Annotated in this window: 10 protein-coding genes; 4 read left to right on the top strand and 6 right to left on the bottom strand. The window is 69.5% G+C overall.

Annotated elements, in window-relative coordinates; genetic code table 11:
- Positions 1–163 precede the first annotated feature (163 nt).
- On the top strand, positions 164–1,609 hold the full coding sequence (locus APZ21_RS23085; protein WP_054815402.1) for an aldehyde dehydrogenase: 1,446 nt from the start codon (positions 164–166) through the stop codon (positions 1,607–1,609).
- 9 nt (positions 1,610–1,618) lie between these two features.
- On the opposite strand, the gene APZ21_RS23080 is transcribed toward APZ21_RS23085, so the two are convergent.
- Positions 1,619–1,816 carry a hypothetical protein gene (locus APZ21_RS23080; protein WP_054815401.1) on the bottom strand — a complete coding sequence of 66 codons (198 nt, stop codon included), beginning with the start codon at positions 1,814–1,816 and terminating at the stop codon, positions 1,619–1,621.
- A gap of 180 nt (positions 1,817–1,996) precedes the next feature.
- On the bottom strand, positions 1,997–2,989 hold the full coding sequence (locus APZ21_RS23075) for a GlxA family transcriptional regulator (RefSeq protein ID WP_054815451.1): 993 nt from the start codon (positions 2,987–2,989) through the stop codon (positions 1,997–1,999).
- A 175-nt stretch (positions 2,990–3,164) separates the two neighbouring features.
- Between APZ21_RS23075 and APZ21_RS23070 the strand changes: the two genes are divergently transcribed.
- Complete coding sequence (locus APZ21_RS23070; RefSeq protein WP_054815400.1) at positions 3,165–3,917, top strand: HD domain-containing protein; 753 nt, start codon at positions 3,165–3,167, stop codon at positions 3,915–3,917.
- 147 nt (positions 3,918–4,064) lie between these two features.
- Here the strand turns inward: APZ21_RS23070 and APZ21_RS23065 are convergent, their stop codons facing one another.
- From APZ21_RS23065 to APZ21_RS23050, 4 genes are all read right to left on the bottom strand, one after another.
- A complete protein-coding gene (locus APZ21_RS23065; RefSeq protein WP_054815399.1) occupies positions 4,065–5,897 on the bottom strand; it encodes a phosphoenolpyruvate carboxykinase (GTP) in 1,833 nt (610 codons plus the stop codon).
- Positions 5,898–6,148: 251 nt separating this feature from the next.
- On the bottom strand, positions 6,149–7,717 hold the full coding sequence (locus APZ21_RS23060; protein ID WP_054815398.1) for a hypothetical protein: 1,569 nt from the start codon (positions 7,715–7,717) through the stop codon (positions 6,149–6,151).
- Positions 7,704–8,840 (bottom strand): hypothetical protein, encoded by a 1,137-nt coding sequence (locus tag APZ21_RS23055; protein ID WP_054815397.1) that lies wholly within the window; start codon positions 8,838–8,840, stop codon positions 7,704–7,706. The genes APZ21_RS23060 and APZ21_RS23055 overlap by 14 nt, the downstream gene beginning before the upstream one ends.
- 70 nt (positions 8,841–8,910) lie before the next feature.
- The gene (locus APZ21_RS23050; protein ID WP_054815396.1) at positions 8,911–9,708 is read right to left on the bottom strand and encodes an SDR family oxidoreductase; all 798 of its coding nucleotides are present in this window, start codon (positions 9,706–9,708) and stop codon (positions 8,911–8,913) included.
- 166 nt (positions 9,709–9,874) lie between these two features.
- Between APZ21_RS23050 and APZ21_RS23045 the strand changes: the two genes are divergently transcribed.
- Positions 9,875–11,212 (top strand): lipase family protein, encoded by a 1,338-nt coding sequence (locus APZ21_RS23045; RefSeq protein WP_054815450.1) that lies wholly within the window; start codon positions 9,875–9,877, stop codon positions 11,210–11,212.
- Between the two features lie 94 nt (positions 11,213–11,306).
- Positions 11,307–12,116 carry a tRNA (guanosine(46)-N7)-methyltransferase TrmB gene (gene trmB, locus APZ21_RS23040; RefSeq protein ID WP_054815395.1) on the top strand — a complete coding sequence of 270 codons (810 nt, stop codon included), beginning with the start codon at positions 11,307–11,309 and terminating at the stop codon, positions 12,114–12,116.
- Positions 12,117–12,126: the final 10 nt, after the last annotated feature.

Here is a 12,126-nt window from a genome sequence, read left to right as displayed (position 1 = left end):
TGATCAGTAGCTACAGCATCCTCCGTCGGTTACCGGAACGCAATAGTGCGTTTGCCGAGAAATAGAACCAACAGGTCGGCTTTTACCCAGGTCAGCGGGTTGCCGGACGGCAGAACTGAAACATGTTACAGACAAGGCGCGGGCAAAACTGTAACGTGTTCTCATGCACTACGACAGCTTGTTCATCGGCGGCCAGTGGACCGCGCCGACCTCCTCCGAGCGCCTCGAGGTCATCTCCCCCGCCACGGTCGAGCCGGTGGGTAGCGTCCCCGTGGTCGTCCGCGCCGATGTCGACGCCGCGGTCGCCGCCGCCCGGCACGCCTTCGACAACGGCCCATGGCCCTCGACCCCGCCCGAGGAACGCGCGGCCCTGCTGAGCCGGGCCGCCCGCCTGCTCGAACAGCGTTCGGCCGAACTCGGCGCCGCGCTCTCCGCGGAGGTGGGCGCGCCCGCGATGGCCGCCATCACGCTGAACCAGCTGCCCGCCGTCGCGGCGATGGACGCCTACGCCGAACTCGCGAAGAGCTTCCCCTGGAACGAGGTTCGCGTCGGCGCCTTCGGCACCTCGCGGGTCTCGCGCGAGCCGCGCGGCGTGGTCGCCGCGGTGACCGCCTGGAACGTTCCGCTGTTCCTGGCCTGCAACAAGCTCGCCCCGGCCCTGCTCGCGGGCTGCACCGTCGTGCTCAAGCCCGCGCCGCTGACTCCGATCACGGCCAATATGGTCGCCGACATCTTCACCGAGGCCGGCCTGCCCGAGGGCGTGCTGTCGGTGCTGCCCGCCGAGGCCGACGTGGCCGAATACCTGATCTCGCATCCGGGTGTGGACAAGGTGACCTTCACCGGCAGTACCGCCGTCGGCCGCAAGATCGGCGCCATCGCCACCGAACAGCTCAAGAGCGTCTCGCTCGAACTCGGCGGCAAGTCCGCGGCCATACTGCTGCCCGATATGGACCTCGCCGCAGGCATTCCGGTGCTGGCCTTCTCCGGCCTGATGAACAGCGGCCAGGGCTGTGTCGCCCAGACCCGCATCCTGGCCCCCCGCGGGCGCTACGACGAGATCCTCGAGGCGCTGGTCGAGCATGTGAAGACCATGAAGGTCGGTATGCCCGACGATCCGGCGGTGCAGCTCGGCCCGCTGATCTCCGAACGCCAGCGCGAGCGCGTCGAGGGGTATATCGCCAAGGGCAAGCAGGAAGGCGCGCGGCTGGTCCTCGGCGGCGGACGGCCCGAGGGCCTTGACCGCGGGTGGTTCGTCGAGCCGACCATCTTCGCCGACGTCGACAACAAATCGACCATCGCGCAGGAGGAGATCTTCGGCCCGGTGCTGTCGGTGATCCCGTACGAGACCGAGGAGCAGGCCATCGCCATCGCCAACGATTCGATCTACGGTCTGGCCGGTTCGGTCTGGACCAGCGATATCGAACACGGCGCCGAGATCGCGGCCAAGGTGCGCACCGGCACCTTCGCGATCAATTGGTACGCCTTCGACCCGACCTCGCCGTTCGGCGGATACAAGAACTCCGGCCTCGGCCGCGAGAACGGCAGGGAGGGCCTCGACGCGTTCTGCGAGCAGAAGTCGCTGCTCATGCCGATGGGCTGGACCGGGTAAGCACCCGACTCACGGCAGGACCAGGCGCAAGATCGGCTGAACGCGGCCGTCGGGCTCCGACGGCTCCACCGCGACCTCGACCCGCCATCCGGGCGGCAGGACCGACTGCAATCGGCCCGCCGCCCGGTTGAGCGGTGTGCTCACGGTGGCCAGTTCCATCGCCGTCACCGCGGGCACGCCCGCGCCATCGAACTCCAGATCGGTCATGCTCCAACCACCTCTCACGTGTCGATCCCGTCGCAGGCGCTGGGCCCGCGGTGCCGATAGGGGGAAGCAATTCAGCCGGTGGCTGAGCGAGTGCGGTCAAGCTTAGTGGACAGCTCCTTAATGCCATGTGCACTCGGCATGAAATGGCCGTGTGCAGATTCCGACGCCGCCCACGGCCGGTCAGCGTCGCAGCGATCGGCGGTATCCGGCCGGTGTGGAACCGGTCGCGGCGCGTAGATGCGACCGCAGCGCCGTCACACTGCCGAAGCCGGCCCGTTCGGCGACCGTCTCCACCGGAAGTTCGGTGGTCTCGAGCAACTCTCGCGCCCGCGCGGTGCGCTGCGCCTCCAGCCAGCGCCGCGGCGTCGTGCCGATCTCGTTACGGAACCGGCGGATGAGCGTGCGCTCGCTCATCAGCGCCCGCGCCGCCAATGCCGAAACATCCGGCACCGCGGCGGGATCGGCCGCGACCGCCGCCAAGGTGGCGGCGAGGTCGCCGGGAGATCCGTTGCGGCCCATGGCAACCGGGATGAACTGCGCCTGTCCGCCCTCGCGATGCGGCGAGGTCACATTCCAGCGGGCCAGTTCCGCGGCGTGACCCGCGCCGAGTTCGCGCCGCACCACATGCAGACACAGATCCAGCGATGCCGACAGACCGGCGGAGGTCAGCACATCGCCGTCATCGACGTAGAGCGCGGTCGGATCGAGTTTCACCGCGGGGAACGCGGCCGCGAATTCGTCGCAGTAGGCCCAGTGCGTCGTCGCGGGCCTGCCGTCCAGCAGACCGGCCTGGGCGAGGACGAACGCGCCAACGCAGATGCTCACCATCGTCGCCCCGCGTCGCGCCGCCGCGCGCAGTGCGTCGAGCGCCTCCGGCGGCGTCGGCAGTGACGGCAGCCCGATTCCGGGCACCACGACGATATCGGCCGTGTCCAGTGCCTCGAGTCCGCAATCGACCCGCAGTTCGAACCCATTGGGCGTCCACACCGTCCCCGACCGGATTCCGCAGGTCCGCATGGCGAAGCCCGCCGGCTCCCCGGTCTTGCCGGGCCCGTGCCGGAACGCCTGCACCGCGCAGGCCAGGTCGTAGGTCATGACCCCGTCCATCGCCAGCGCGACCACTTGCTTCACCCGGCCAGTGTGACACGGCCCGGAATGCGCTCGACGGCTCATCTCGCGCACGTGACACGGCCACCGGATTCCGCTGCACCCCCGGGTTCCGGGAAGAGTCCGTCACGTGACCGCGCGGCGAATGGCGGAAATCCGAGCATAAGAGTCATTCACGCCACTCGCTTCCGCACCGCCGCCCGCGCTTGACTGGAATGACCGCCGAGCAGAGGAGTCGAGAGTGGTTGTTCCAGCGGGTACGGATTGGGAGTGGGCCACGCGGACCGGCGGGACGCTCTCGGGTGAGCAGCGCCGTAAGCTGACGCTCGCGCTCGCGCGCGAGATCCCCGGTTTGGTGGCGACGCGGATACGCCGGGCGGCGGGGCGCGGCCCGCGGGGTCGACTGGAATTCGAAGGACTGCGCCTGCCCGACTCGGCCTTGGCTCGGTCGGCCGAAGAGCATGCGCGCGAATCGCTTTCGGTTCATCTGCTCGAACATTCCTATCGCACCTACTACTTCGGTCGAGTGCTGGCCGAACTCGACCGCGCCCGATACGACGACGAGCTGGTCTACGTCGCGTGCCTGCTCCACGATCTCGCACTCGAACATCCCACTCCGGGAAGGTGTTTCGCGGTGGTCGGGGCGGAACGGGCGGTCGCCTTCGCACTCGCCGATGGCGCGGCGGCCGAACGCGCGGACGCGGTGGGCGCGGCCATCGCCGCCCACATCACCCCTGGCGTCGCGGCCGATCTGAACGATCCGGGCGGTTTCGTCTCCGCGGGCGCGAGCGTCGACGTGCTCGGCGCGCGCATCGGCGATATCGACCCGACCTGGCTGGCCGATCTGCTCGTCCGCCATCCCCGGCACGGTCTCGGACGACATCTGCGGACCGCTTTCGGGGAGGAGGCGAAGGCGGTACCGCGCGGTCGCATGGCGCTACTGTTGCGCGCGGGCTTCGACCAGGCAGTACGCCTGGCTCCGTTCTCCGAATAGGTCGTTCTCCGAACAGATTACGGCGCGCGGACATCGCACTGGGGACCCCCTCACCCGGAGATGGGCGACCGATCGGCGGATTCGCCCGTACGGAAAACGAAACCGCCCGCGCTCTACGGAGCGCGGGCGGTCGTGTACGAATTTCGATCAGGCCAGGCGCTGCTTCATCGCCTCGAACTCGTCGCGGATACCGGAAGGCAGTTTGTCGCCGACGAATTCGAACCACTCCTCGATGAGCGGGATCTCCTTGCGCCATTCCTCCGCGTTCACCGCGAGCGCCTCGTCGACGTCGGCCGCGTCGACGTCGAGACCCTCCAGATCCAGCTGGGCCGCGGTGGGCACATTGCCGATCGCGGTGGACTCGGCCTCCGCGGCGCCTTCGATACGGCCGACGATCCACTCAAGCACACGGGAGTTCTCACCGAATCCGGGCCACAGGAACCGGCCGTCCGCGCCACGGCGGAACCAGTTGACGTAGAAGATCTTCGGCAGCTTGGTCGCGTCGGCGTTCTTGCCCACGTTGATCCAGTGGTTGAGGTAGTCGCCCACGTGGTAGCCCATGAACGGGATCATGGCCATCGGGTCGCGGCGCACGGTGCCGACCTTGCCCTCCGCGGCGGCGGTCTGCTCGGAGGACAGCGTCGCGCCCATGAACACGCCGTGCTGCCAGTCGAAGGATTCGGTCACCAGCGGCACGGTGGTCTTGCGGCGACCGCCGAACAGGATGGCCGAGATCGGCACACCCTGCGGGTCGTCCCACTCGGGAGCCAGAATCGGGCACTGCGACATCGGGGTGCAGTAGCGCGAGTTCGGGTGGGCGGCCAGCGTCTCGGTCTCCCGCAGGTACCAGTCGTTGCCCTTCCAGTCGATCAGGTGATCGGGCTCGCCTTCCATGCCCTCCCACCACACGTCGTTGTCGTCGGTGAGCGCGACGTTGGTGTAGACGGTATTGCCCGCGTCCATCGTGGCCATGGCGTTCGGGTTGGAGCTGCGGTTGGTGCCGGGGGCGACGCCGAAGAAGCCGTACTCGGGATTCACCGCGTACAGGCGGCCGTCCTTGCCGAAACGCATCCAGGCGATGTCGTCGCCAAGGGTCTCCGCGCGCCAGCCGGGAACCGTCGGCTGGATCATCGCGAGGTTGGTCTTGCCGCAGGCGCTCGGGAAGGCCGCGGCGATGTAGTACGCCTTGTTCTCCGGGGAGATCAGCTTGAGAATGAGCATGTGCTCGGCCAGCCAGCCCTCGTCGTGGGCCATGGCCGAGGCGATGCGCAGCGAGTAGCACTTCTTGCCGAGCAGCGCGTTGCCGCCGTAGCCCGAACCGTAGGACCAGATCTCGCGATCCTCCGGGAAGTGGGTGATGTACTTGGCGTCGTTGCACGGCCACGGCACGTCGGCCTGGCCTTCGGCCAGCGGCGCGCCGACCGAGTGCAGCGCCTTCACGAACGGGCGGTCGGCGCCGAGCTTCTCCAGCGCGGCGGCGCCCATGCGGGTCATCACCTTCATCGACACGACCACGTATTCGGAGTCGGTGATCTCCACGCCGAGTTTCGGGTCCTCCGCGCCGAGCGGGCCCATGCAGAAGGGCACCACGTACATGGTGCGGCCCTTCATCGAACCGCGGTACAGCTCGGTCATGGTCGCGCGCATCTCGTCGGGATCGACCCAGTTGTTCGTCGGGCCCGCGTCGGCCTCGGTCTTGGAACAGATGTAGGTGCGCGACTCGACCCGCGCCACATCGGAAGGATCGGAGAGGGCTAAGAAGGAGTTCGGCTTCTTCTTCTGGTCAAGGCGCTTGAACGTGCCCGCCTCGACCAGTTGGGTGGTCAGCCGCTCCCATTCCTCTTCGGAACCGTCCGCCCAGACGACTCGCTCAGGCTGAGTGAGTTCTGCGACTTCCTGTACCCAGGTGAGCAGTTCGCTATGCTCGGTCGGCGCTTTACCGTCGGATCCACGAAGACCAGGAATGGTCGCTGAGGTCATGAAAACTCTCCTGAGATTGGCGGTACGTCGATGCTTCGCCGCCTGGCCCGAGGCCCATGACCAGCGCGAACACATCAGCGCCACCGTTGGCGGGAAGGCACCCGCTACGACCAGTCGAAAACGCGCCCCGGCTGGACGGCGTACAAGGACGAAGCGGACGCCCAGGTTCCTGCTAAGAGGTTAACGCGGTGTGACGACCAGTACGGAATCGGGTACTTATCGGATACCCATTCAGTTACCGATCCAACAAATTAGATCATCCGATCGATCGTGGCGATATCCCGCTCACAGGCGGCCAGCTGGGCCGGTTGCTCGGCCGCTGCTCGCCGGATACCCGCCTCCAATTCTGCCACCCTGCGGTCGGTATCGATGATCTTGAGCGCGCTAGTTCGTACCACCCGGTCTGCCCATTCGGTCTCCGCCTCCACCAGGGCCGTGGCCACCCGCTGTTCCAGCTGGGCCTTTACGTTCACCAGCGCTTCGGACACCCATTGGCGCACGTGCGCGCGGTCGGCGACCTGTCTGCGGGCCCGCACCACCCACCATGCGACGAGCGCGCCCAGCAGCAGCGTCACCGGGATGCTGGCGACGTCAAGAGCGGGTAGCAGGGCCAGTGGCGAAACCAGCAGCCGCCCGAGTCCGACACCCGCCGAAGCGCCGAGCGCGATCATAAGGTGATCTTCGACACCCCTGTGCCGCGGCTCGGGTTCCGGGCCGACCCGCGGCGCCGGATCGCGCCTGCGATGCGGCGCGGACAGCTCGCCGACATCGGTCTCGACGAGCCGATCGGTGAGTTCGGCGAAGCGGCGGTCGATATCGGCGTCCACCACCGCCGCCAACTCCGTCACCGCCGCCTGCAACCGCCGCGGATAGTCATCGAAGTCGGCGGGCGCGAGCCGGTCCAGTTCCGCGCGCGCCGCCACGTGCAGTGCCCGCACCCGCCCGCCGACCTCGGTCATGAGATCCACGCGGGCCAGATGCAATTGACCGCGCAGCGTCGACATGGCGGTCGCGCGACCGCCGTCGCGCGCGGCGAGCAGGCTCGCGCGTTCCTGCCTGCGGCGCGCGATATCCGCGCCCGAACGCAGGGTCCCCACCTGTGCCGCGACGCGCTCGCGGGTCTCCACGAGCACGCGTCGGGTCAGGGCGGTCAGCCGGGGGCCGTCGAATTCGGCCGCGGTGGCCGCGATCAGCGCGGCGTGCAGAGCGCCGAGTCCCGACCGGTCGAGCAGGGCCGCGTCACCGCTCGCGCGGGCGGCCGCCGACAATCGCGCCGACACCGGCACGATATCGAGTTCGCCCAGGTCGCGATCGGCGAGCAGACGCAGATTGCGCTCGCGGATCGCACGCCAGTCGGCATAGGCGTGTATGCCGTTCATGGCAGGCAAGACCCGGACGCCGTCCGCGCGCAGCCGGTGCAGCAATCGCAGGCCATCCCCGCCGAGCACACTGCCCGCGTCCACCAGGACCAGCGCGACCGCCGCCGGATACGCACCGGCCGGGTGCGCCTCGCGTGCCGTTTCGAGCGCGCCGAGCGGTTCGGTGAGATCGACGCGGGGTTCGAAACGGGCCAATTCGGTGCGCAGCAGCGTCGTATTGGCGTCGTCGGGGCCGACCAGCGCGACCGTGGCCGCGGCGCCGGGATTCCGCGCGGCCCGTAACAGCGCCGCGCCCTGCGGATTCCAGCGCGCGACAACGGCCGCGACCTCGGCGGGTAGTTCGTCCGCGCACGCGGTCGCGGGCTCCGGGCCTGCCGACTCCGACGTGACCCGTCCCGATCCGGCCTGCGCATCGGCCTCCGGCGGATCAAAGTCCGGCACTGCTCATCCGCTCCCACAATCTGACGTAGCCGTTGTGTACGCGCAGCGCGGCGCGGCGCGCTCGCGGCGGCATATCGCCCGCCACCACCGCGCGCCAGCGGACCGCGCGCTGCAAGGCGTCGTCGGCGTCGGCGGGCGCGGGCGCGGGATAGCCCGCGGCCAGATGCGCGACGGCCGGATCGGCCAGTCCCGCGCAGAGTCCGAGCCACATGGCGTCGTCACCGTGGAGATAGTTCTCCAGCACGTCGCGGCCGCGGCCGTGGGCGGGCAGGGTCCGCGCGGCGAGCCGGGCCAGTTCGTCGAGCAATTCACCGCCGCGCAACGCCGTGACCTGTTCATAGCGCCGGTGCAGCAGGCGGTGCACCGCGTCGATGCCGCTGACCGCGTGCATGACTTGCAGGACGGCGTGCGGGCCGAGTCCGGGATCGGCGCGCAACGCGGCCATCGCGCAGGTGATGCCGTAGAGGTCCCAACGGCCGAGCAGGGCTTCGCGTTCGGCCGCATCGCCGCCCGCCGCGGGTGAGACGAACAGGTCGGGTGACAGGGTCAGCGACGGATCGGCGGTGTCGGCGAGTCGGCGCAGGGTGGCCAGGTCGTCCTCGGTCACCGTGCCCGCGCGGGTGCGCACGGCCAGCGACGCGACCACGGGAAGGGTGAGAATGCCCAGCTCCCGGGTGTACTGGTCGGCCGCGACCACCGCGTCACCCCAGCGCGACCCGATGGCGTCGGCCTTGTTCAGCACGACCACCGTGCGCGCGGGTTCGAGCCCGGCGAGCACCCGGCGGTCCGCGGGCAGCGGCGCGCCGGACAGGACGTAGACGACGATATCGGCGTCGAGTTCGGGATCGGGCGACCCCGGTTCGTCCACCGGACCGGTCTCCGCCGCCGACATCAGCGCCAGCGCGTGCAGCACCGTGGTCCGGCCGGTGTGCGCCCGGCCCGTGACCTGGATGCGCGGCGGCCTGCGCCACGCGTTGACCGCGACACTCGCGTGGTAGCCGATCTGATTGCCCGACCCCGCCGCGTCCCGCAGATCACCAAGCAGCCGATCCAGTTGATCCCGTTCCCGTGTCGGCACACCGCGCTCGCGCATCCGGCCGTTGAATTCGGTGGTCGTCGGCATGGCTACACCCCCTTGTCGCTGCGATTCTGTCAGAAGCGCCGACGGGTACGCGACGACGGCGAACGCCGAATCAGCGCGCGGCGGGACCGCTTCCGCTGACGTACTTGTTGACCGTGCGCACCGCCCATCCGGGCGCGAATTTGGCGGCGAGGGCCAGCGCCTTGGTGCGCGCGCCGATCTCGTAGTGCACCCGGTGCAGGCGCGGTCGCCGCCGGGTGACCTCCCAGATGCCCTGTGCGACATCGTCGGCGCCGAGGTGGACGCCGAGCGCGCGGGTCGAGGCGGTGTCGACCCCCTCGACCATGCCGGTGGCGACGAACAGCGGCCATACCGCGAGCACTCGGATGTCGTGGCGCTCCCACTCCAGGTCGAGCGCCTCGGTGAGGCTGGCGACCGCCGACTTGGTGGCGCCGTAAGTGGCGAGTTCGGGCTGACCGTAGATGGCCGAGGCGGAGCACAGGTTCACCACCTGCGCGCCCGGTGTGTCGCGCAGGTACCGGAATGCCTCGTGTGTCCCGGTGAGCACGCCGAGCAGATTGACCTCGACGATCGCGCGGTGCGCGGGCAGGTCGATGTCCTCGAAGGCGCCCGCGCGCAGGATGCCCGCGTTGTTGACCAGGATGTCGAGGCGTCCGGCGGCGGCGTGGAAGTCGGCCAGCCGCTCCGACCAGTGTGTGGCATTGGTCACATCCAGGACCCCGGTGTGGACCGTGCCACCGGCCGCGGTGATGTCGGCGGACAGCCGCGTCAGCCCTACCTCATCGATGTCGTATGCCCCGACGTGATAGCCCTGGGCAGCGAAAAGGAGTGCAGTGGCCCGACCGATACCGGCCGCCGCACCGGTGACGAAAACCGTCGGTGAGCTCATGCGGGCAGTCTAGTGGCAGCGATTTCCCCTATAACCGGGGTTCACAGATATATCCCCGTCACCTACCCTCATTCCAGGTCGGCACCAGTGTCGGTGCGCAACTTCGCTTTTCGAGCGGGGGGGTCGGCCACGAAATGTGGACCCGGCCGGGCTCGAGGAGGTCGCCATGAGCGTCGAGAATGTCGGCGTACTCACCGATACACCCGCGGGGACGCCGCCGCTGCCGAGCGCCGACCCGTTCCACCGGCCGCCGCGCGGATTCGCGAAGAAGCCGCCGGGCACGATCCTGCGCACCCGCCGCGTGGATATCGGGCTGTTCGGCCTCGTACCGCAGCGGGTATCGGCCTGGCAGTTGCTCTACCGCAGCTGCGATCTGCACGGCACGCCCGAGGTCGCGATCACCACGGTGCTGCTGCCGCAGGACATCGACCCCACCGCCGACCGGCCGCTGCTCGCCTTCCAGACGGCCATGGACGCGGTCGCCGAACGCTGCTCGCCGTCCTACGCGCTGCGTCTCGGATCACGCGCCATCGGCGCGGTCACCCAGTTCGAGTGGCTGCTCGTGGCGAACGCGCTGCGCCGCGGCTGGGCGGTCTCGATCGCCGACCACGAGGGTCCGCACGGCAATTTCGGGGCGCCCCGCGAACCCGGCTACCGGGTGCTCGACGGTCTGCGCGCCGCACTCGCCTTCGCCCCGCTCGGCCTGCGCGCCGACACCCCCATCGGGGTCTGGGGATACTCCGGCGGCGGCATGGCCAGTTCCTGGGTTGTCGAGATGGCGCCGACCTACGCCCCGGAACTGAATATCGCGGGCGCGGTGCTCGGCGCGCCCGTCGGCGATCCTGGGCAGGTCTTCGAACGGCTCAACGGCACCGGCTTCGCCGGACTGCCCGCCATCGTGATCGCGGCGCTGTGCAGGCTCTATCCCGCACTCGGCGCGGTGGTGCGCGAGGAATTGTCGCCCGCGGGCCGCCGTTTCGTCGCGCACGCCGAGCGGTCGAGCCCGCTGTGGGCGATCCTGTCGCTTGCGGGCAAACACGTCGACGACTTCCTGTCCGAACGCACCATCGCCGAGGTCATCGCCGGACCCGAATTCCAGGCCATCTTCGACGACCTGCGCCTCGGGCACGCGACACCGAAGTGTCCGCTGCTGGTCGTGCAGCCGATTCGCGACCAGATCATCCACATGGACGTAGTGGACGGTCAGGTGACCCGCTACCGCGAGGGCGGTGCGCGGGTCACCTATGTGCGCGACCGGCTCAGCGAGCACTTCTCCATGCTCGTGCTCGCCACCCCGATCAGCCTCGCGTGGCTGGCCGACCGGGTGTCGGGCGCGCCGGACACGGCCGACGGCGATGTCACGGTGTGGTCGGTGCTGGCCTCGCGGGCCGGACTGCGCGGCCTGCTCGACATGGCGGCCACGACGGCCAAGGTGGTACTCGGGCGGCCGCTGCGCCGCGAGAGCGCGCCGCCGACGCCGCTGCCCCGGGAACGCGCAGCTTGATGACACCGACCGACACAGGAATTCCCCCGCTCGACCGCGCCTGCGCCCCCGCCCCGGGGGTTCGAGTGCCGGGCTGATCACCCGATGCTGGACAATGGACGCCGTGAACGACGCCGCCAACCACACTGCCGAGTCGGTTCCGGGCCCGCCGTCCACAGCAACGGCGCCGCTCGAAGCAGGCCGGCGATCCCCGACCGGCTCGCGCCTCTACCCGCGAGTCACCAGCTTCCGCTCCCGTCGCGGCGCGCTGACGCCCAATCAGCGCCAGTCCTGGGAGCGGATGTGGCCGAGCATCGGCCGCGAAGTGGGCGACGAACCGCTCGACGCCGAAGCCTGGTTCGGGCGCCGGGCGCCGCTGGTCATCGAGATCGGCTGCGGAACCGGCACCGCGACCGCCGCCATGGCGCAGGCCGAACCGCACGTCGACCTCATCGGCATCGAGGTGTACCAACCGGGACTCGCCCAGCTGGTCCAGCGGATCGAACGCGACGGCATCGGCAATATCCGGCTGTTGCGCGGCGACGCCGTCGACGTACTCGAGCACATGATCGCCCCGGACTCGCTGACCGGCGTGCGCGTGTTCTTCCCGGACCCGTGGCCCAAGTCGCGCCACCACAAACGGCGGCTGTTGCAGCCCGCCACCTTCGCGCTGATCGCCGACCGGCTGATCACGGGCGGTGTGCTGCACGTCGCGACCGACCACGCCGGGTACGCCGGGCACATCGCCGAAGTCGGCGCCGCGCAACCGCGCCTGATCGGGTTGAACGAGGCCACCGGCGGTGCGGGCGGCGCGCCCGGCGCGGACGCGCCGATCGGCTTCGAACGCCCCGTCACGAAATTCGAAGGCAAGGCACATCGCGCCGGAAGCGCCATCACGGAGTTCATATGGGGCAAGATCAAATGATGAGCGAGCG

The organism is Nocardia arizonensis (assembly GCF_001310275.1).
In the GTDB taxonomy this organism is placed as follows: Bacteria; Actinomycetota; Actinomycetes; order Mycobacteriales; family Mycobacteriaceae; genus Nocardia; species Nocardia arizonensis.
The sequence above is the reverse complement of the archived record's forward strand: the minus strand, read 5'-3'. Positions and strand labels throughout refer to the sequence as shown.